Source organism: Eggerthella sp. BIOML-A1, assembly GCF_009875595.1.
Taxonomy (GTDB): domain Bacteria; phylum Actinomycetota; class Coriobacteriia; order Coriobacteriales; family Eggerthellaceae; genus Eggerthella; species Eggerthella lenta.
Map to the genome: position 1 here is coordinate 188389 of NZ_WWRZ01000005.1, position 21248 is coordinate 209636.

Annotated in this window: 20 protein-coding genes; 5 read left to right on the top strand and 15 right to left on the bottom strand. The window is 63.8% G+C overall.

The genetic code is table 11. The features are described from left to right. Positions 1-31: 31 nt before the first annotated feature. On the bottom strand, positions 32-826 hold the full coding sequence (locus tag GT590_RS07815) for a trimeric intracellular cation channel family protein (protein WP_009305099.1): 795 nt from the start codon (positions 824-826) through the stop codon (positions 32-34). A 175-nt stretch (positions 827-1001) separates the two neighbouring features. Between GT590_RS07815 and GT590_RS07820 the strand changes: the two genes are divergently transcribed. Beyond that, positions 1002-1787, top strand: a complete 786-nt coding sequence (locus GT590_RS07820) for a hypothetical protein (protein ID WP_009305100.1) — start codon at positions 1002-1004, stop codon at positions 1785-1787. Between the two features lie 39 nt (positions 1788-1826). Here the strand turns inward: GT590_RS07820 and GT590_RS07825 are convergent, their stop codons facing one another. The 3 genes from GT590_RS07825 to GT590_RS07835 all read right to left on the bottom strand — a co-directional run bounded on the left by GT590_RS07825 (position 1827) and on the right by GT590_RS07835 (position 3657). Then, entirely contained in the window at positions 1827-2357 is a 531-nt protein-coding gene (locus tag GT590_RS07825; RefSeq protein ID WP_009305101.1) for a methylated-DNA--[protein]-cysteine S-methyltransferase, read from the bottom strand. Positions 2358-2366: 9 nt separating this feature from the next. Then, the gene (locus tag GT590_RS07830; RefSeq protein ID WP_021409548.1) at positions 2367-3008 is read right to left on the bottom strand and encodes a molecular chaperone; all 642 of its coding nucleotides are present in this window, start codon (positions 3006-3008) and stop codon (positions 2367-2369) included. 169 nt (positions 3009-3177) lie between these two features. Beyond that, positions 3178-3657, bottom strand: coding sequence for a VanZ family protein (locus GT590_RS07835; protein WP_114538132.1), 480 nt, complete (start codon positions 3655-3657; stop codon positions 3178-3180). 193 nt (positions 3658-3850) lie between these two features. Here GT590_RS07835 and GT590_RS07840 point away from each other — a divergent pair, with 193 nt between their 5' ends. After that, a complete protein-coding gene (locus tag GT590_RS07840; protein WP_227111497.1) occupies positions 3851-4225 on the top strand; it encodes a helix-turn-helix domain-containing protein in 375 nt (124 codons plus the stop codon). Here the strand turns inward: GT590_RS07840 and GT590_RS07845 are convergent. Further along, positions 4188-5042, bottom strand: coding sequence for a ParB N-terminal domain-containing protein (locus GT590_RS07845; RefSeq protein WP_086414949.1), 855 nt, complete (start codon positions 5040-5042; stop codon positions 4188-4190). The two genes, GT590_RS07840 and GT590_RS07845, sit on opposite strands and share 38 nt — an antisense overlap. Positions 5043-5496: 454 nt before the next feature. Between GT590_RS07845 and GT590_RS07850 the strand changes: the two genes are divergently transcribed. Together GT590_RS07850 and GT590_RS07855 are read left to right on the top strand one after the other, a co-directional pair. Beyond that, positions 5497-5796, top strand: a complete 300-nt coding sequence (locus GT590_RS07850; protein WP_086414950.1) for a protein kinase — start codon at positions 5497-5499, stop codon at positions 5794-5796. Between the two features lie 102 nt (positions 5797-5898). Beyond that, positions 5899-6180 carry a hypothetical protein gene (locus GT590_RS07855; protein ID WP_086414951.1) on the top strand — a complete coding sequence of 94 codons (282 nt, stop codon included), beginning with the start codon at positions 5899-5901 and terminating at the stop codon, positions 6178-6180. A gap of 204 nt (positions 6181-6384) precedes the next feature. Here the strand turns inward: GT590_RS07855 and GT590_RS07860 are convergent, their stop codons facing one another. Beyond that, positions 6385-7866, bottom strand: coding sequence for a helix-turn-helix transcriptional regulator (locus GT590_RS07860; protein ID WP_227110638.1), 1482 nt, complete (start codon positions 7864-7866; stop codon positions 6385-6387). A gap of 282 nt (positions 7867-8148) precedes the next feature. Between GT590_RS07860 and GT590_RS07865 the strand changes: the two genes are divergently transcribed. Beyond that, positions 8149-9948, top strand: a complete 1800-nt coding sequence (locus GT590_RS07865; protein ID WP_015760067.1) for an FAD-binding protein — start codon at positions 8149-8151, stop codon at positions 9946-9948. A gap of 81 nt (positions 9949-10029) precedes the next feature. On the opposite strand, the gene GT590_RS07870 is transcribed toward GT590_RS07865, so the two are convergent. The 9 genes from GT590_RS07870 to GT590_RS07910 all read right to left on the bottom strand — a co-directional run bounded on the left by GT590_RS07870 (position 10030) and on the right by GT590_RS07910 (position 21223). Next, positions 10030-10686 carry a TetR/AcrR family transcriptional regulator gene (locus tag GT590_RS07870; protein WP_009609474.1) on the bottom strand — a complete coding sequence of 219 codons (657 nt, stop codon included), beginning with the start codon at positions 10684-10686 and terminating at the stop codon, positions 10030-10032. 147 nt (positions 10687-10833) lie between these two features. Next, on the bottom strand, positions 10834-11211 hold the full coding sequence (locus tag GT590_RS07875; protein ID WP_035586345.1) for a cytochrome c3 family protein: 378 nt from the start codon (positions 11209-11211) through the stop codon (positions 10834-10836). Between the two features lie 4 nt (positions 11212-11215). Then, entirely contained in the window at positions 11216-12904 is a 1689-nt protein-coding gene (locus GT590_RS07880; protein WP_035586342.1) for an FAD-binding protein, read from the bottom strand. Positions 12905-13112: 208 nt separating this feature from the next. Further along, on the bottom strand, positions 13113-14450 hold the full coding sequence (locus GT590_RS07885; protein ID WP_035586339.1) for a cytochrome c biogenesis protein CcdA: 1338 nt from the start codon (positions 14448-14450) through the stop codon (positions 13113-13115). A gap of 9 nt (positions 14451-14459) precedes the next feature. Continuing rightward, positions 14460-14924 (bottom strand): Rrf2 family transcriptional regulator, encoded by a 465-nt coding sequence (locus tag GT590_RS07890; RefSeq protein ID WP_009305145.1) that lies wholly within the window; start codon positions 14922-14924, stop codon positions 14460-14462. A 191-nt stretch (positions 14925-15115) separates the two neighbouring features. Further along, on the bottom strand, positions 15116-16261 hold the full coding sequence (locus GT590_RS07895) for a 4Fe-4S binding protein (protein WP_114518505.1): 1146 nt from the start codon (positions 16259-16261) through the stop codon (positions 15116-15118). A 24-nt stretch (positions 16262-16285) separates the two neighbouring features. After that, entirely contained in the window at positions 16286-17623 is a 1338-nt protein-coding gene (gene mobB / locus GT590_RS07900) for a molybdopterin-guanine dinucleotide biosynthesis protein B (protein WP_114518504.1), read from the bottom strand. A 234-nt stretch (positions 17624-17857) separates the two neighbouring features. Beyond that, on the bottom strand, positions 17858-18463 hold the full coding sequence (locus GT590_RS07905) for a 4Fe-4S dicluster domain-containing protein (protein WP_009305148.1): 606 nt from the start codon (positions 18461-18463) through the stop codon (positions 17858-17860). A 24-nt stretch (positions 18464-18487) separates the two neighbouring features. Next, positions 18488-21223, bottom strand: coding sequence for a molybdopterin-dependent oxidoreductase (locus GT590_RS07910; protein WP_015760060.1), 2736 nt, complete (start codon positions 21221-21223; stop codon positions 18488-18490). Between the last annotated feature and the right edge of the window lie 25 nt (positions 21224-21248).

Consider the following 21248-nt stretch of genomic DNA (forward strand, 5'->3'; position numbering starts at 1 on the left):
GCGAGCGCCACACGGCTTCGAACACGTTGCCTCAGTCGCGTTTCTCGTGGTTGCGGCGCCAGCGGCCGCGGCGGCGACGCTCCTTCTGCGCCACGGTGGCATCGCCGCCGTGCAGGAACACACCGGACACGACGCGCCGCACCTTGCCCACGCCGCGCGCCACATGGGGGGTGAGGTCGGCCTCGTTGCTGGTCTTCCAGTCGAAGTACACGCTCCAATAGCGCAGGAACACGACGACGAACACGCAGGCCACACCCGCAAGCGGCAACGGGCTTCCCGCATAGGCCAGGGCCACGAACGCGAACGATCCGCCGAGGCCTGCCACCGCGTAGAAGTTCGACTGCTGGAAAATGCCGGGCGTCTCCCCCACGCAGATGTCGCGCACCGCGCCGCCGCCCACCGCCGTGATGGCGCCGAGGATGACCGACAACACGAAACCCTGCTCGAGCGAGAACGCCTTGCTGGCGCCGGCCAGCGCGAACAATCCCACCGACAGCGCGTCGGCGAAGAACACCGTGGCATCGAGATGGCGGAACAGCCCGCGGAAGTAGAACACGAACGCGCAGATGGCGATGCAGATGAGGATGAGATCGGGGTGCGAGGTGAAGTACACCCCGTGGGTCTGCAGCAGCATGTCGCGGATGATGCCGCCACCGTACCCGGTGACCAAGCCCAGCACCACCGTGCCGATGATGTCGAGCTTGCGGTCGCACGCGAACAGAGCGCCCGTCAACACGCCAACGACGACGGAGAAATAATCGATGCTCCACGGCACCGTGAGCACCTGCGAATCGGAGAACGCTTGCTGCAGAAATGTGGTGTCCATACGCCCCTTTCGGAATCTGCGCTTATGAAACCACACCTGCAGGTTTTGCGCTAGGGCGAATGTTCGACGCATGTCGCAACAGGATGCTCACACATGTTGACCGAACTGGTATGATACTACCCAAACGCTATCGGGTCGCGTTCGCGCGCCCGCGCACCGTATGGAGGGATCCACTTTGAACAAGAAGATCATTGCGACCGCCGCCTGCGCGGTTCTTGCGCTCGCGCTGACCGGATGCGGCTCGAAGGCCGAAGAACCGAACCTGCCGAACCCGAACGCCAGCGCGTCGAACAGCGGCTACACCGTTACCGACGCGTCCAAACTCAAGTCGCTTTCGGTTGGCGAATCGGCCGTGTGGCGCGACTACGAAGTGGCCGTGAAGTCGATCGATCGCGCAAACGACCAGCTCAATGTTCAGATCGAGGTCAAGGCGCATTCGAGCGCGCAAGAGCTTTCCACCGAATGCCTTCTTTCGTTCGGCATGCCTCCCGTCAGCTCGACGTTCGCAAACAACACCATCTCGGTGCCCGCGGGAGAGACGGCCTCCGGCACGCTCACGTTCGACGACCGCTACTCCTCGCAGCGTTTGTTCTGGAACGACGGCGCCACCGAAGCTACCTGGCTGCTCGATCAAACCCCGGTAACCGCAGAGCCGGAGCCGCAGCCCGAGCCCCCGGCAGAGCCCGCAACGCCCGAGCCCGCCGAGGATCCGCAGGCCAAGGCCGTCGCCGCCGTGGAAGCGGCACTGCCGGGGCTCATCGCCGACAACACGTACTACACGTACCAGAGCTTCGACCCCACCACGGCGAGCGTCACGCCGACGGAGGGCGGCTATCAGTACGCCAACGACGTTTCGATCCTCGACGGCGAAGGCAATGCGACCGTGACGAACGTGCTGCTCGTTTGCGATGCCGACGGCAACGTGACGTCGATGACCATCGACGGAGCGCTGCTTTTCTAAGACGCTTCGCCCGTCATCCTGAGCGCAGGCGGCGGACGGCTACAGCGCCACGCCTTTCTTCGGCATACTGAGGGCATCTACATCGATGCCCTCGATTCCCAACAGGGCGATCTTCTTGTCCAGGCCGCCGGCGTAGCCGGTGAGACTGCCGGTCGACCCCACCACGCGATGGCACGGCAGGATGATGGAGATGGGGTTGCGGCCGACGGCGCTGCCCACGGCGCGCGCCGACGTACGAGCTCCCGTCTGCTCTTCGATGCGACGCGCGATCCAGCCGTACGTGGTCAGCTGGCCGTACGGGATCTCGGCGAGCAGCGCCCACACACGCTGCTGGAACGCGGTGCCGCGCGGGTTCACGGGCGGAAGCGCGCCGGGGTCGTCGCCTGCGAAGTAGCGTTCGAGCCATGCGCGCGCCTCGACGAGTACCGGCAGCTCGGGACGATCCTCGGCAGCTTCGAGCGTCGCTTCGAAGTGCTTCTGCCCCTCAAGCCACAACCCGACGATCGCCTCACCGTCGCTGGCGACGGTGACCGAACCCACGGGCGAATCGATCGTTGCAAGGTAATCCATGCGAGCCTCCTACACGCGCAGCGCTTCGGCATGCCAGGCGAGCAGAGCTCGAGCCAACCCCGCAAGCGAGACGAAGTAGCCGTCGGGTGCCGCCTCGGCGATGCGCGCGCGGAACGCGTCGACCCAGCTGAGCGGATGCTTCTCGATGAAGTCCGCCACGGATTCGGGCACGGGGGCATCGGCGGCGTCCGCGTCTGCGCGGGCGCACAGCGACGAGAGGTACAGCAGCTCGATGCCCAGGTGGTCTTCGTACTGGTTGTTGACGTTCCGCACTTCAAGCCCCGCTTCGCGCAGCAGCTCGCGCATCTCGAACGTGGCCTGACCGAACCCCACCGTCACGTTCTTGCCGCGGTACATCGTCTCCCATGGAGCAGCCGCGGGCGACGGCGGGCCTACGAACAGCTTCGTGTATTCGACGGCCGCGCGCTGAGGCTCGTCTTCGCCTGCTTCCGCGCGCTGGACGGCTCCTTCGGCATAGCGCGCGCATGCCGCGACGGCCTCCGCCACGGCCTCGTCGTCGAACGAGGGAAACGCTTCCCAAAACGCCGGATCCAACCCCACCGTCGACGTCATCGTCATCGGCTTGAGCAGCGAGTTGCCGATGAACGCATAGGCTTCGGACAGGGTCTTCCAGGGAATCTCCTTGGCCATGGCGAAAAGCTCCTTTCAGCGCAGGACGCGCAACGTGAACCAAGATGATGCATAGCATACCGCACCCGAGCCGGGATCCCTGCGCCGCGGGAGGGAAAGCGCCGCCAAGGATCACCGGACGGGAGACGCGGTTGGGACAACTAGGCGGCCTCGCCATTGCGGGCGGCTTCTAACCTTCCCTCCGCCTCGCCAACGCTTTCGCCATTCCGTAAGCGGCGAAGACCACGACGACGGCCGCAAGGTATCCGAAGGCGTCGAACGGGAGATCCTTCCAATCGAAGTGCCGAACCGGAACGAACAGCTTGTGCGTCTGGTCGAAAAGCGACCCCGCCATGCACGCTCCCAACGAGGCGAGCATCATGGCTCCCACGCTCATTCTTTGCGAAAACCAGACAATGACCAGCATAGAGGCGAGCGCGCCGAACGCGAAGAACTCGCCTGTATGCCCTATCCTGCGCACGGGTATCTGTTGGACGAGCTGCGCAAGCAAACCATCCGACCCTGTATGCGCGACAACGGATTTCAAGAACGCGTCGAAGCGGCTCGACAGCGCTACGCTTTCCGTCGGGCCTTGCGCGGTAAGGTAGAAGATTGCCGCGCAGATGCCGACGAAACCCAACGTGACGAGGGCGCGAGCCGCATTTCTCATTCGTGTCGACCGTCGAGCGATAGGGCCTCCTCGCTGCAGGGATTCATCGATCTGCTTTGAAAGCAAGGTTTGATTATACCGAAGACGCACCGACGTCGGCGGAAACGTGCAAGATGCGTCATCTTTCCAAGAAATCGTCCATATGTACTCTGGTGGATACAAGGGTGCGTATTCAACCGGTTACGCTTGCGACATGGGAAAATCCTCCGAAAAGAACACGCCGGCATATCACGACCCCCTTGTGCAGCAATACGCCTTCATCCTCGGCGAGAACCTTCGTCAGTTGCGCAAGGCGCAGGGCTTGACGCAGGAGCGGCTTGGGCTGATGATAGGCACCGGGCATTCTCGGATCAGCAACATCGAACGAGGCCGCGTGGTTCCGAGCGTTCCCGACATGATCAAGCTTTGCCGGGCGCTCGAGGCCGACCCCGTCGAACTCGTCGACACCGCCGCGTTCAAGCTCTCCGATTTCCCCGAACGCCAGCAGGGCCATGCACGGCTTTACGCCCCTCCCCCGCGCCCCGCCAATCCTACAGCTGGTCCACCAGGCTCTTCAGCTTGCGAATGAGCCCCTGCGAGAGCGGCACGCCCTCGCGATCCATTCGACGAGCTTCCTCGACGCTGCGGATAGCCGCCTGCAACGCGCGGGACGCATCGGCCGTCGTCTTGGGCCGCGACGCTTTGAGGTGGGCTTTCAGCTGGCCGAGGGTCATCTCCTGGCGCTGGTACTCGACGAACAGATCCAGCTGTTTCTGGTTCGGAAGCTGCGAGATGGCGCGCAACGTGAGCGGGTCGACGACCCCGGCTTGCGCCTCCACCTGCCAGTTCTCGTTCAGGTCGCCGGTGAGGAGCTCCGCCTGCTCGCGCGTTTCGCGCAGACGCTTCTCGGCCGCGATAGCGCGCTTGACCGTGGCGGGCGACACCGACTGCCCCGTTTCCTCGGTCACGATGCGTGCGATGATGTCGTTCGTGCGCACGCCCTTGAGCGACGGGTCTGCCTCGCGCAAAGCCGGCACCTCCCTGCCGATGGCCGCGTAGCGCGCGCCGCGCTCTTCCTGCGAAAGCCGGCGCGTCACGAGGTTGGTAACGTTGAGCAGCACGCGGGCGCGGGCGTCGTCCAAGTCATCGACGAGCGTGACCGGGATGGTTCGGAAGGCCGCGTCCTCGCGGGCAAGGCGCCTGTACGCCTCGAGTCGGCGGTGCCCGGCAATCATCTGATAGGCGCCATCCGGCAGCTTGCGCACGAGCGGCAGCTGCCCGAGGCCCTCGGAGCGGATGGACGCGACGAGCTCCTGCATCTCGCTTTCATCCATGGTGAAGTCGTTCTCCGGGTGCGACTGGATGCTGTCGACAGGAAGAGCGAGCGTTTGGTAGGGAGTGGTCATCGGGATTATCTCCTTTGCATATTATTTCGTATTTATGCAATTTTTTGTATATATCAACACTACTATTGAATAGCACAATATCTTAAATTGAATATACTTCATTATAGGCTATCTAGCTTTTCGGCAATAGCCTCCGTTTCTCCAAACCTCTTGCGCAGATCCGCCATACCGTCTTCCCGTGGATCGTGAGTTTCGAAATCGCAGCTTCCAGCATAAGCGGTTTACGCCTCGATGGCAAACCCGATCGTTTTTCCTGCCGACGTTTCAAACGCTTTTCGCAATCAAAATATCGCCGCTTGCCGATCGACCTTCCCGTTCGTTTTGTCAAACGCGTCGTTCGTGACGACGCCCCGGATATTAATGGAAAACGATAAAAAACTTTCTATAATGCGAACTAGGCAACTCATAATTAAGTTGCCGGGCGGCACGCACCGATCGTCTCAAAGGAGGCACCATGTCGGATTTCAAAGAAATAGCGGTTCGCAACAGGCAAAACGGCGTTAGCGGCGAGCAGACGGGCAGGGATCTTTTCGCTCTCTCGCCCAACGGTCCGCTCGAGGATGTGGTGGAGGCTCTGGCCTTCGCCGGATTCCCTCCGCGCGACACCATCATGGGCGCTACCCAGTATTCTACGTCCCTGCATCCGGGCGAAAGCGAGTACACGCATCGCCAGGTGATCATCGACAAGATGAAGGCCGTAGGCTATCCGGCCAACGAAGTCGACGATGCCGTTGCCGACATTTGGCGCGGGTAGGCGCATTCTTTCGAGAAAGGTGTCAACGGGGTTCCGCGCGACACGATTGCTGAACAAGTCGAGGCCGAGGGTCTCGAAACGACGGAGCGAAAGGAGAGCACGATGCTCGGAACATGGGAAATCGCGAAAATGAAAAAGTCAAGCCTGCCTGAAAAGGTTGCCAACGGCTTCAGCGAGGCCACGAAGAACCTCAAGGGCGCGAAATACCGCCCGGTTCTGTACTGCGGCAAGCAGATCGTGGCAGGCACGAACCACATGATCATCTGCAAGCAAACGCTTTCAGACAGAGAGGGCACCGAGCATGTGGTGGCGATGATGCTGCACCAACCTTTGCCGAAGCAGGGAAAGAAATGGGAGATCGTCTCCATCACGCCCATCGTGTAAAGGCTCGGCATCCCCGACCCCCGCGCTCGACTTTACATAACCGCGCTTATCGAGCAATGTTGCCGACAACACCTCGATTGGGCGGTTAGCTAACCTCTTGATTCTTACGGGGTCACCATGACCCCGCAAACAACGTACAGGCTTCTTCGCGACGGCGCACAACGCTTGCAGCATGTACCACTATCAGTACAGCGTTACCCCGCACTACTCCCCCGCGCGCTCCACCAGGTCGATCAACTCCTGCTGGGAATGCACATCCAACTTCGCGTAGATATGTTTGACATGGCTCTTCACCGTGTTGCGCGACACCACGTAGTGTTCCATGACGAACTGCCCGTTGCGCCCGCGGGCCAACATGGCGAAGATCTCCGTCTCGCGCTCGGTCAAGCCGTGCTGCGCACCCAGCTCAACGCACCGCTCCTCGATGCTGAGCTGCCGCACCGTCTCGCCAGCGCCGCCAAACCTCACCTCGCCGACTGCCTCGGCAGCAGCAGCCCCAACCGGCCCAGCCTCGCGCTCACCCACGTTCACCACGCCTCGGATCGTGTCGGCGAAACTGAACTTCCTGAATCCCAACCACAGAAACGCGACGAACGCGAACAAAACGACCTCGGCGATGAGCATGGCTGCATCGTCATTCGTACCCACGATATCGTTCGTGGTATGCCCGGCAATCGCGCCCACGTCGGTTCCAACCGCGCTCATGAAACGCACAAGCGCGAACGTCGGCAACAAAGCCAACAGGTTTTGCCGCCCCACTGCCAACACCACAAGCCACACCAGCATGTCAAAGCTGCGCACGCCGATGCGCAAAAGCGCGTTCGCCGAGGGCAGATCCGTCAAAAATGTGAACGGCGCGATGATGAAGCCGGCCACCACCAGCAGCATCGCGAACGAGAACAGCATGTCCTCCTTGCTCTCGCTGCGCGACAGCAGCATCCATGCGGCCACCCCCACCAGCACGACCGCCGAAACATCGACGCTGATAGGAGCATGGGACACTTCGTTGAGCGTGAGTCCGTAACCCGTCGCAACGCTGAACAATCCTACGCATAAAAACAGTGCGTGAGCAGGCCGCAAGAACGATTCCGGATTGGACAGTTCGAGGCTGGCCGGGGACGCTTCGCGCGCGATCGCGTCCAGCTGTCGCCCGCCTCGATGATACAGCATCACGATGATCAGCGCGTACGAGCACGTCGCCTCGACAATGCCCAGCTCGAACGAAACCGGAGGATGCGCCACGCGCACCACTTCGCCCAACGCCATGCCGCACACCACCCCCGCAAGCGCCGCCTTCGACGAACGCAACGACGAGAACGCGGAAACCATCATGATCGACGCCCACGCGGAGGCCGTGTTGTAGAACAGGAAGCCCGCCACCGTCAGCGGACCGTTCGCCATCTGCAGAGCGAACTCCAGCACGAACGCCGCCGTGATCGCACAGCCCAGCGCCACCACGGTTAATAAGCGCCGATCGAGCAGCGAAGGCTTGCGCGTGGCGATCAGAAACAAGATCAAGAACAGAAAGCCCGACGTCATCGTGGAAATCTCCCGAGCGATGCCGTAGTATTCGGCCACGCGAGAATACACGCTCGCGTTCAGAATGCCGCCGACACAGCCCATGATCGCAAAGGCGATCACGCACACCACTATAGCCGCGCTTTCGCCGTGCTTCGAATCGCGCATACGTTCCACCATCGCTTGCAAGGCTCCCTCCCCCTCATCGCTTGCTCCCATTGTAAGCGAAACCTGCGCCATCCGATCACGGCACCCCGCATCCACCACGTTCATCAGCCTTATCGCCCTCAAATCACCCTCGCAGGGGGAGCGCGCCAACTCGCCTTTCGCCAGCCGAAACACCCCCGACGGGGTGGTTTCAAGCCTCGCCGAACGCCGTAGAGTGCACGTCGAGGGAAGCGGCTCCTCATCCGGAGCCGCAAAACAAATCGCACCATTAGGAGGATCATCATGGGAACGAACGTAACGAACGAAGGCGGCATCTCCCGCCGCAGCTTCCTGGGCGGCGTCGCAGGCGTCGGCGCGCTTGCCGCCATGGGCCTGGCCGGCTGCTCGCCCAAGGCCGCGGGTACAACCGGAGCCGAGAGCGCTTCCAGCTCTGCCAGCGCAGCCACGGGCGTGGCCGACAACAACGCGGTGGCCGTGGACGACGGCAGCGCCGCCATCACGGTCGACTGGCTGGGCGCCCCGCCGGAGATCGGCGACATCACCGAGACGAAGGACACCGACCTGCTCATCGTGGGCGCAGGCAACGGCGGCATGATCGCCGGCGCGTACGCATCCGACCAGAAGATGGACTTCATCCTATGCGAGAAGGGCACCGAGGTGGGCGCCACGCGCCACTGGTTCAACGCCGTCGACACCAAGCCCTTCACCGACCAGGGCTACCACACCGACCGCGCCCGCCTGCACGGCGAGTGGGCTCGCTATTCCAGCGGCACGTGCGACCACAACCTCATCAACATGTGGATGAACGAGAGCAACGACATGTTCGAGTACGTCGACAAGTACATGAGCGAAGCCGGCGCCGTGGTCATCGCCGACGAGTTCGAGATGCCGGGCGGCATGGGCGCCACCCCCTTCTACACCCCCTGCGGCGAGCACCACTACGGCAACGCCGAGGGCGGCCGCGACGGCGTCCCCGTGCGCAACGAGCTGTTCGAGAAGGTCATGAACGACAACGGCTACGAGATCTCCTACAAGCACGAGCTGGTGAAGCTGGTCACCGAGGATTCCGGCAAGGTTACCGGCGCCATCTTCAAGACTGACAACGGCTACACGCAGATCAACGCCAAGAAGGGCGTGCTGCTGACCACGGGCGGCTACTCCGCGAACCCCGCCATGCTCTCGTCGCTGTCCCCCATCACCACCGCGTCGGTGACCGCGCTGGGCTACAACCAGAACAACACGGGCGACGGCATCAAGGCGGCGCTGTGGGCAGGCGCGGTGAAAGACATCACCAGCGCCACGATGATCTTCGACCGCGGCCTCGTCGCGCCCGGCACCACCGCGGGCTACACCGAGGAGTCCGTCAAGGCCGGCAATCCGCAGTGGCCGGGCAACGGCCAGTTCAACCCCGGCACGCAGCCCTTCCTCAAGGTGAACCTGCGCGGCGAGCGCTTCGCCCTCGAGTCCGCCGACTACGACTACTTGCCCCATGCGGCCGCGCAGCAGCCCGGCGGCGTGTACATCAGCGTCTGGGACGGCAACTTCGGCGACGACGTGCAGCGCTTCCACACCCTCGGCTGCTCGGCCGGCACCCGCACGGGCGTGCTGGGCGTGAAGAAGGAAGACGGCACGTACGACCTGGACAAGTACTTCGAGAAGGAGCTGGCCGACGGTCGCCTGCAGAAGGCCGACACGCTCGACGAGCTTGCCGACAAGCTTGGCTTCGACGCCGACGCCAAGAAGACGTTCCTCGCCACCTGCGAGCGCTACAACGAGCTGTACGACAACCAGGAAGACGTCGACTTCGGCAAGGAGCCCTACCGCCTTTCCGAGCTGCGCACCCCGCCGTTCTTCGGCGCCACGCTGGGCGGCACGCTGCTCACCACCATCGACGGCGTCCGCATCAACGCCGACTGCCAGGCGCTCAACACCGACTTCGAGCCCATCGAGGGCCTGTACTGCGCCGGCGACTGCTCGGGGTCGCTCTTCAGCGGCAACTACCCCGACCAGATGCACGGCGTCGCCTGCGGCCGCACGATGACCGAGGCCCTGCACGTGGTCAAGCTCGTGGCCGCCAAGTAACGCGTTCCCCTCATAAGCTGCGCGCCCTCCCCTCCCGCGCGCAGCATCCTACCCGCGCCCCGACCTCCCCGGGGCGCGGCATTATTTCGGGGTATGCCACTCGCACGGGTCGGGTGCCGCCAAGCCACGCACACCCATGATGATCATCTCCACGCCGTTCGCGAACGACTCTTCCGAGTACGCCGAATCCACGATGCGCTGCCACACGGGCATGTCGCGCGTCGCGCCACCCGCCGCCTCGTCTGCCAGCCGTCGCTTCTGGGCGGCGATCGCGCTTCCGTTGAACCCGGTGAGAAAGGCGTCCACCATGGCCCACGCCTTCGTGAGCACGGGCTCGGGCATACCCTGGTCGAGATGCAGCGACACGATCTTCTCGGTGTGGGCCGCCAAACCCGCGTAAGAGATGTTCGGATCGAGGTCGATATCGTTCATGTGCGGATGCGCGCAGTACTCCCGATGGATGGAGGTCATCGTGCGCCGCAGCGTGTCGTCCCACCGCTCTCCCGGCACCGGATCGGTGTCGAGCGTTTCCATGAAGCGCGTGAGCACCGCCACCAGCACCTCCTCGCGCGAGGAAAAGTGCGCGTAGAACGCCATGGCCGACACGCCCAGCTCCGCGCCGAGGGCACGCATCGTGAATGCGCCCATGCCGTCGCGATCGATCATGCGATACGCGGTATCCACGATGACGTCCCGGGTCAGCCCGCTCTTCCGCTTCTTTTCGGTTTCCGCATCCACGCCGCGTCCCTCCTGCCAGCACCTCGTTTCGCCCAGCATAGCATGAGCATGCCCGGCCGCGAGCCCTCCCGCCTCCTTCGCATGCGAAAACCAAGAGGAGCCGAAGCGCGCTCGCTCCGGCTCCTCTTCCGAACAGGCCGATCGGCGTTACGCCGCGGGATTATGCGGCCAATCGTGGCAGTGCATGCACTGGTTGTCGGTGATCTCCTTGTCGCGCGCATGGCAGTTCACGCAGGAGTTGTACCCTCCGTGGAGGGAGTCGTGCGGGTTGCTCTGCTCGTAGGACGAAGTGGTCTCGGCCAGCGCCTCGTACGAGCCTCCATGGCAGCTCAAGCACTGCTCGTCGGACACATACGCACCGGTGCCGTCGCCGGCAGCGGTCTGCGTCGTCTTGGCCGACGAGCCGTCCGCATCGGCGCCGGGTTCTGATGTCTGCGGCGCACATGCCGCCAACCCCAAGGTCAGGCAAAGGACAAGCGCAACCGTCGACAACGCGCCTACCGTGGATCGTTTGACGTTCAACATGGCTTTACGCTCCTTTCACCGCATGCTCGGCGGCAACGTAGCCGAACGTGACGGCGCGTCCGATGGACGTTCCAGGGATATGACGGGGGTAGTTGCCGGCGAAGAAGTTGCCCGACGCGTTGCCCACGGCGTACAGCCCCTCGATCACCCGGTCGTCGGTATCGAGCACGCGGCACGAACCGTCGATGGTGAGCCCGCCCACCGTGGCGAGCACGCAGCTGTTCGTGGTCAGCGCGAAGAAGCGCGTGCCCGTGAACGGGATGGTTCCCGCCAGGTCGCGTCCGAAGTCCTCGTCCACGCCGGCCTCGAAAAACCCGTTGTACCGCGCGATGGTGTCGGCGAGGCCCTGCGGGTCGACGCCGCAGGCGGCGGCCAGCTCTTCGGGCGTTGATCCCTCGAACAGCCAGCCCTTCTGCTTGAACTCCTCAACCGCGTCCTCCATGCCCTCGAACATGGTATCGTCGAACACCTGCCAGCAGCTCTTCCCGAAGTCGGGCTGGGCGTTCTGCGCGTTCGACACGCTTTGGAAGGGCAGATCCTCGCGCACGAAGCGCTTGCCGTCGCCGTTCACCATGAGGGCGAAGTACACGGCGTTCCACGTGCGCGCGTCGTAGAACGAATCGGGATTGCCCCAGCGGAAGTTCATCACCGGCTGAGGGCACGGATCCATCTGCGCGCCTGCTTTGATGCCCATGAGATGCCCGTCGCCCGTGGTGCCCCAACCGGGGTTCCACCAACTCGACGAGGCATAATCCTCCGGACGCGTCCACGCTTCCATGAGCTCAGGGTTCGCATCGTAGCCGCCCGTGGCCAGGATCACGCCTTTTCCGGCGTTGATCTGCACGTACTCGTCGCCGCTCTTGGCGATGACGCCGCCCACGCGTCCCGAACCGTCGCGCACCAGCTGCACGCCCGGCGTGCTGAAGCGCAGGTCGAGGTTGTCGTAGGCCTTCGCCACCTCTTGCATCTCGAGGCACACGTAGATGCCCGAATAGCCGGAGCGCACTCCGGCGTCGGGCGGCAGCGAGGGGCTGTCGTAGAAGCCCAGCTCCGTGTCGATGAGCGGGGTCAGCGCCGGCATGCCGCAGGTGGAGGGAGCCTGCTCCACCTTCGAGATGACGAAGCCGTTCTGTCCCTTGTCGAGTTCGGCCTGCCAGAAATCGGTAGCCTCGCCCGAACGGTCGACGTAGGTGCGTATGGGTTCGGGGCGCACGCGCCAGTACGCGCTGCGGTACATCTCGTCCAACAGCGCCACCTTGTCGATCTCGGTGCCCTCCTGGCACTTCGCCCCCACGGCGCCGAAGCACTCGAAGCAGCCGCGGCCCTTCGTCATCTTCTCGATGCAGATGACTTTCGCGCCCTCTTCGGCTGCCTTGAGGCTGGCCATGAGCCCGGCGATACCTGCGCCCACCACCACGATGTCGCAATCCTCGGTCGAAGCGATGTCGCTCGCGGCGATGTCGCGGTCTTCGAAGCCGACCGGCCCGCGCGGCCCCGGGCATGCCGCCTTCTTCACCGGCACAAGCGCCGTCTCGCACGCAAGCTGCCGATACGCGTCCACCGATTCGGCGACGGGCGCATCGTCGGCGAAGGCGATGCCCGTCGCGCCCAGCGTCCCCAGCGTACCAGCAGAAAGGCCCGCCAAGCCGATCCCCTTCAGGAACGAGCGACGCGATACGTCGTACTCTCCCATAGTCCCTCCTTGTTCGTTTTTCTTTACAACGTAAAGTGAATGGTAACGTGTTTTATTTACGTTGTAAAGTAAGAGCTTGCGAATACGCCGCGTCGAGCAGCAGAGCGCGAAAAGGGATCCCGCAGGATCCCTTTTACGAACAGATGTTTCACGTGAAACATCCGCGTTACGGAGGCGCCGCGCGAAGCGGCGGGCGGGCGGCGTAGCGCTACTTCCTCACACCGGACATGGTTTGCTCGACGATGCTGTCCATCATGTCGGGGGTCAGCATGCCGCTGATATAGCCGAAGATGTTGCCGTCCTTGTCGATCATGAACGTCGTGGGGAACGACAAGATGCGATAGCCGCTGAACATCTCGCCCGTCGTGTCCATGAGCACGGGATACGTAATGCCCCGCTCGTCGATGAACGCCTTCACGTCGGCTTCGGACACGTCGCTGTTGTTGGGACGGCTGTCGGTTTTAGGATTCGCCACGCCCAGCACCACGAGGTCGCCCTCGTTCTCGCCACGATCCCGGTACAGCTTCTCGATGTCGGGGATCTCGCGCTGGCACGGCCCGCACCAGGTGGCCCAGAAGTTGAGGAACACCGTCTTGCCGCGGTACTCGTCCAGCGAGTGCTCTTCGCCGTTCTGGTCGACCAGCTTGAGGTCGGCCAGCGGCGCCGCCTGCGCATCGGCCTTGCTCGCAGCGCCATCGCCCGAGCCGGCATCCTTGCCCGCATCGGAAGCATCGGACGAACCGCCGTTCGCCCCGTCGCCCTTCGCCTCATCCGCGCCCTGGTCGGCCGGCTGCTCCTGCGCAGCGGGCGCGCCGCCGAACGACGACAGATAGCTGGTCACGCCGTTCATCCACCCGGTCACGGTCATCACGCCCATGACGATGAGCAGCGCGCCGCCCACCTTCACCGTATACTTCACCACGTTGCCGTGCGTACGGAAAAAGCGCAGCACCTCGCCCGTGAACAGACCCACCGCCAAAAACGGCAGCACGAAGCCGATCGTGTACACGGCCACCAGCCCGAAGCCTGCCGCGGCCGAAGCGCTCGACGACGCCATCAGCAGCACGCTGGCCAGCACCGGACCCACGCACGGCGTCCACGCGAAGCTGAACGTGAAGCCCAGCACCAGCGCCACCAGCGGGTTCATCGCGAACCTATTCAGCCGAAACGGCAGACGACGCTCCTTCTCCACCGCCTTCGTCTTGCCGAACGCGCCCAGCATGTACAGGCCGAACGCCGCCATGATGACGCCGGCGACGATCGAGAACACGCGCTGGTTTCCGGTGAAGAACTGGCCGAGCGCCGTGAATCCGAAGCCCAGCAGGAAGAACGCAAAGCTCACGCCCACGACGAAGAACAGCGTGTTCACGAACACCTTCTTACGCGGGTACTCGACGGTCCCGTCATCGTTCGTCTTCGCCGCGCCGCCTGCCAGATAGCCCACGTACAGAGGAATCAGAGGCAGCACGCACGGCGAGAAGAAGCTCAGCAGGCCTTGCACGAACACGGTGAGCACGGGAATGCTCGTTTCGAGGGAGAAGCCCATGATCTCCTCCTAGCCCTCTGCGCCGGACGATGCCGGCCGACCATCGAAAGGCACGACGCCGTCGGAGCCGAATATGCGGTCGTCGATGTCGGCGATCGATATTTGCGCAAGACGTTCACGGCAACGCTCGTCTAAATCGAGGAATATGTCGTCCATGATGCCCGCCATACCGGATGCCACAAGGCATTTCATGTCCATATCGCCGCTATGCCAACCGGATTGCACAAATCTGATGTTGAGCGCATCGGCCACCATGTGCAGGTCGACCGCCGAAGCGTCCCCTGCAAAACGGTAGCCGCCCACGTTGCCTTCGCGCGTGGTCACGAACCCGGCGCGCTTGAGCGGAGCCATCACCTTGCGCACACGCGCCGCGTTCGTACAGATATTCTTGGCCAAAGCCTCGCTGGAAACGATGTCCGCCTTATGGTTCAGATACACCAGCGCGTGCACCGCAACAATGAAATCGCTGTTCATGATGCTGCTCCGTCTATGACAAATCAACTGTTTCACTTCTTTATACAGTAACTTTTGTACAAAAGAAAGATACAGTTGAGAAATCGAGCCGAAAAACCCGCAAAGAACAGGCGAGGGCGAATCATCGGCCCGAAAACACGCTTCCGAGCCGAATTCCGTGTCTTTGGGCCGATGATGAGCCCTTCCGACCGCTATCGCCTCAAGCTCGACAATATTCCGGGCCGCGCGGGCGGGTTCGGCAGATGGATCAGCCGCGGTTCGAAGTCGAACAGCTCCTCGGTGGACACCGTCGAGTTCACCGTCAGGCAGCTCTTCAAGCACGCGTCGGCGCACAGGTTGCACTGCACGCAGTCGGCCGCCGAGAACTCCAGGAAGCTGCCCTCCCCCTCCGCAGGCACCAGCTCGCTTTTGCGCAGCGCGCCCGTCGGGCAGAACACCGTGCACATGTTGCACGAGCTGCACGCCTGCGTGTCGATGGATACCGAGCCGAACAGCCGCGTGTCGATCTCGGGAACCGTCGGCGCGCCCAACCGGTCCATCGCATCCAGCACCAGCATGCGTCGCTGCGGGTTGAACTGCGGCAGCGTGCCAGCGTCGGACATGCGCAGCCGCTCGCGCAGCGACGGCGCAGCGTTGTCGTTCTTGAACACCATCACCTCGGCCGTCTTGCCCGCGGCGTCCTTCGCCCGCGTGCGCGCGCTCGTGAAGAAGCCGCGGCGCGACTCGCCCAGCAGCGTGCGCTTGTCTTCGAGCAGCACCTCGTCGGGAAACGCCGACGCGCGCCGCACGCGGACGTCCGAGCCCTGCGCAGCCATGAGCTCGTTCGCCGAAGCCACCGTGGCGTCGATGCCCGGCACGTTCGAGCGGAACTTGCACGTGGCGCACGTGCCGTCCACCAGCACGATATCCTCCACGCCGCGCGCCGCAAGACCCAGCAGCACGCTTTCCTCCATGCGCGCGAGGCAGGGCACTTCGGCGTACTTCGCCGGGTCGGCCAGGCGCTTCGACGCTATGCGCGCGCATGCGAACACGGCCTTCCCGCCGGTTGCCGCCACGGCGGACGCCACGCTGGAGGCGAGGTCCTCGTCCAGCGGGCGCAACGGGATGAGCGCCTCCACCGGGCATACCGTGGTGCAGGCGCCGCACGCCACGCATCCCTCGCCGTCAAGCTCCAACACGTTGTTGGCCGCGAACACCGAGCCCGTCGGACAGGCGTCCGCGCATTTCGCGCACGACGCATGGCGGTTGCGCACCACCACGCAGCGATCGCTCGCCAGGTACACGGCCTTCGACTCCAGCGCCTCGGCCACTTCCACGATGTCTACCAGGTTCGGCATGCCAATTCCTCGTCTCGTCTTCCGCTACTTCTCGAGAAACGTCTCCTCGATGGCGCGCAGCTCCTCGGGCGTGTTCGCGTTGATGAAGCAGCCGCCCATGGGCTCGGCCTCCAGCACGCGCTCCTGCGGGAACTCGCACACCTCTACGTCCGCGAAGAACCCTTGAGCGCGCTTCTCGCCGCGGTCGAGCGCGGCGCTCACGGCCGGCAGGCAGCCCGCGCGGCGGTACATCGCATGGAACGGCTCGAACCCGTGCTTGTTCACCGGCACCACCACATCGGCGCCCGTCTCGTTCATGGCCAGCGCCTCGGCCACCACGAGCGACGGGGAAGCGAACACCATGTCGCAGGCAACCACGGCCACATACGGGTTGCGCGCAGCCTCCAGCGCCGTGTACAGGCCCGGCAGCGCGCCGCGCACGTTGAACGCGTCGCACACCAGCTGGATGCGGTACTGCGGGAACTCGGCGTGCAGGAAGGCCAGGCGCTCCGGCTCGTTCGTGGTGATCACGAGGTCGTCGGCAACCGGCCCCAGGCGCTCCACCAGTCGGCAGATCAGCGGCCGGCCCGCGAACGGCACGGTCGCCTTGCTCTGCCCCATGCGCCTGCTCTCGCCGCCCGCCTGGATGACCACGGTCACGCGCGGCCGCACGAAACGCTGCTCCACGAAGTCGGCGAGGCCAGCAATGTCGTCGAGCGCGAACGCCGGCACGTGGTACAGCTCGGCGGCATGGCGCGCCTCCTCGATGTCGGTGACGACGGCCACCGTGTCCGACGTCGGCAGCTTGTTCGATATGTCGGCGTAGTCGGGATGCTGCGTCTTGAAATGGTCTCCTGAAGCCCTCTCGACCCGCTGCGCGGCACGGCTCAGCTCCTCGCGCGCCGCATCGTCGTCGGCCGGAGGCACGGTGCCGCGGGTGAACTGGGTGAAGTCGGTGCCCAACGGCCAGCCGCAGCGCGCGCCCTCGGCGAACACGTCGGCCACCCGCGCGTCGGCGTCGTTGCCCGAGCGCATGATCTCGATGGTGGGCAGCCCGCTTTTGCGGTACCCCTCCACCACCACGATGTCGTGGCCGGGCATGCTGCGCACGATGTCCGAGCACTCGATCTCGCCCTCCACGGACTTGATGCGGGCGATCTGCCCGGGCGCGGCGATCACCGTCTCGCGCGCGCCAGCGGCGCGGTGGCGGTACGAATCCTTCCCGGGATAGTCGATGTCGAAACCCACGTGGCTGTGATGCTTCACGCTGCCCACGTCGCGCCCGCGTCGCACCAGCTCGGCGATAAGCTGCTCAATGAGCGTCGTCTTGCCTGAATTATGCCGCCCGACGATAGCCAGGGCGGGGCTCGGTATGTTGACCATGCGCTCCCCCGTTCGTTCGGCGCACAGTATAGCACGAAGCGCCGCCCGCACCGGGAAGGAGAGGCAGGACGCACGCAGAAGCGCCAGGTCGATAAAACGCTGCGCAGAGCCGCGCCGATCCCGCAATCGTTGTTTTTAGCAACACAACGAAACCGTTTGCGTTGCATAACGAAACATGCCGGAAGCCGCGCCAAAAGGCGCGGCTTCCAATGGAGGGAGGGAAACGCGAAACGCTTACGCAGTGATCGTCGGCAGGTAGAACACACGGGGCTCCGTGCCCTCTTCGGGCAGGTACGCCTCGCCGCCGCGCTCGGCCACGAGCTTCTTCATCTCGTCGAGGTCGCCGAACAAGCGCGCCTCCGCCATGCACGCCTTCACGCATACGGGATCGGGCTTTCCGTCGCCGGAATGCTCGATGCAGAAGTCGCACTTGTCCACCGTCATCTTCGGCATGTTCTCATAGGCGACGCTCTCGTATTCGTTCAACTCGGAGCCGAAATAGCCATCCTCGCTCTGAACGAGGTAACGCGCGCCGTAAGGGCAAGCCTCCATGCAGCTCTTGCAGCCGATGCACTTCTCCTTGTCGATGACCACGATGCCGTCCTCGTCGCGGATGGTGGTGGCGCCCTGCGGGCACACCGCCACGCACGGCGGGTTCTCGCACATCATGCACAGCATGGGGCGGATGGTGCGCACCGCGTTCGGATAGGAGCCTTCGGTGCCGCGGTCCACGCGCGAGCGAGTCACCGTCGGGGGCGTGCCGTTCGCGCCCTTGCACGCCACCGAGCATCCGTGGCAGCCAACGCATTTCTCAAGGTCGATAACGAACCCATAGGCCATGAAACTCATCCTCCTTTCCGGGGATTAGGAAATCTTCTCGAGCTTGCAGCGCACGCACTGGTCCACGCCGGATCCGACGTACTCCATGCGCTTCGGATCGCCTGCGGGCACCAAGTGGTTCACCGCCGTGCCCTTCGTCTTGCCGATGGGCTGGTAGTCGGATTTCGCGTTCAGATGGCCGCCCACCGACGCCACGCATTCGGGATGCACGAACTCGGTGAGCACGGCCACGCCTTCCACCACATCGCCGTCGCGGTTCGACAGGCGCACCTTGTCACCCGATTTGATGCCCTTGGCGGCACCGGTCGCCGCGTTGATCTCCAAGAAGTACGTGGTATCGTCCAGCTCGTTGATCTCGTTGATCCAGGCGTTCTCCACCTGCCAGGTATCGGTGTTGATGGCGTTCGTCCAGTACACGGGGAACAGGTCGAAGCCTTCCTCCTCCACCTCGTGGTCGAGGCACGGCATGAATTCGGGCAGCGGGATGTAATCGTCCGTCTCCCAGTAGATGCCCAGCTTGTCAACCTCGGCCTCGATCTTCTCCTTCGCTTCAAGCATGAAGTCGAAGTACAGCGGGATGCGCCCTTCCATGCCCGCCGCGAACACGTACACCTCGTCGGCCTTGCGCTCGCGCGTCAGCACGCCGTTCTCGCGGAACCAGTCGATGCCGCGATCCTTGCCCGCCAACGACTTGAGCGCGGCGTCGCACACGCGCTCAGCCGTGATCTGCTCCTTGCCGTCAAGCTTGTACTCGTCGGCAAGCTTGTAGTAGTCGTTGAGCGCTGCAGAGTACTCGGCGGTCTTGCCTGCCTTCGCCGCGAGCGCGCCGAACGTGTCCAGCGCCGACGGGCAGTTGTCCTTGGCCTCAACGATGGGCATGCGACCGGCAACGATATAGGGCACCTCGGGCAGGCCGGGCACGCGGTGGTTGTTGAACGACAACGGCAGCGGGTCAAAGCGCTCGAGGTAGCACGGCTCGGGGATGATGAGGTCGTAGTAGTAGGAGGAATCGTTCAGATAGATGTCCATGCCGAAGATCCAGTCGAACGATTCCAGCACCTTGGCCTGGTAGTCGTGGTTGCACCAGTTCTTCAGCGGGTTCGACGCCATGCAGAACGCCACCTCGGACGGCTCGGTGCCGTACACCTCCGGCTGCACCTGGGCGATGTAGCCGAAATGCTGATCCATCGTGAGGGGCTGCAGCTCCTCCATCGCCTCGGACGTGGGCGTGTAGCTGGCCTCGCGGATATGCTTGTAATGCGAGCCGTTCGACGGCCAGCCGTGCGCCATGTTGAGGTCCTCGATGAGGCCGTCCTCTTCCCAAATGGTGAACTCCCAGGCGTGATCCTTGTCGCCCTCGTAGAACCCGTACTTGTTACGCGTGTAGAAGCCCAGGTAGCCGCCGCGCGAGAACGTCGAGCCCACGAGCGTGTTCAGCTGCAGGATGGCCCAGTGCGTGATGAAGCCATGCTTGTGCCGCGCAATGCCAGAGAACGTGTCCACGGCCACGGGGCGGTAGGGCACCGTGAGCCCGTCCACCTCGACGGTCTGGCCGATACAGGCCGCTTCGCCGAACTCCTTGGCCAGGCGGCGCGTGGTGTCGGCAGGGATCGTCGTGACCTCTTCAGCGTATTCGGGCGTGTACTTCGCGACGGAGTCCTTGAAGATGCTGAACGCCGTGCGCACCGGAATGCCGTCCACCTCGAAATCGCCTTCGAGCGCGGGCTCTTTGACTTCGTCGTAGGGCTTTGCCGTGTTGTCGGACAGATCCCAGTACAGCGCCTTGTTGCCCTTCGACGCGTCGCGCACGATGCGCTGCGTGGCCGGATCAACCAGCGACGGCCCGTTCGTGCGCGCGGCAAGGAACTCCTTGTCGTATAGGTCGTACTCGTTCACCAGCAGGTTCGCCATGGCGAGCGCCACCGCGGCATCGGTTCCGGGGCGAATGGGCACCCACTCGTCGGCCTTCTCGGCCGCGCCCGACATATGCGGGTCGAAGTTCACCAGCTTGCAGCCGTTCGCGCGCGCGTCGGCGAACACCTTCGCCGTGATGCTGGTGCCATGACGCGTGGCCACGCCCGCTTGCGTGCCGAACTGCATGAGGTACTTGCAGTGCGCGTAGTCGGGAAGCGCGTTGCCGCAACCGGTCAGCAGAGCCGAAATGGGATGCGTGGGCGCTCCGCAGATATCGGCCTTGAACGGGATAGGAATGTTGCCGTTGCTGCCCAGCCAGTTCATGGAGTCGATCCACGAGATGATGCTCGTGATCAGCGCGAACACGATGACGGGCTTGTTCTTCTGCTTCTGCTCGTCCAGCTTCTCCAAGATGAGATCGTACGCCTCATCCCAGCTGATCTCCTCCCACCCCGGGTCGATGCCGACGCCCTTCTTCGGGTTCGTGCGCTTCATGGGCTTCGTGATGCGGTTCTCGTCGTAGAGCTGCATGATGCCCGCCGTGCCCTTGCCGCACAGATGGCCCCAGCCGGCAGGACTGCGGTCGTCGCCCTTGATCTCCACAAGCTTTCCGTCCACCACATGGCCCAGGATGCTGCAAGCGTTGAAGCACATGTTGCATTGCGAGGGCAGCCACACGCCCTCGTCCTCGGCCGGCGCCGCGGCGTCCGACGCCTTGCCGTCCCCCTGCGGGGCGCACCCGACGAGCGCGCCGGTCGCGCCTATAGCGGCTGCCGCCGCACCCCCCTTGACGAAGCTGCGGCGGGTGATGCCGCCCGGTGCAGCGATATTGGAGCGGTTCTCCATTGGTTTCCTCCTCCTCGTACGATGA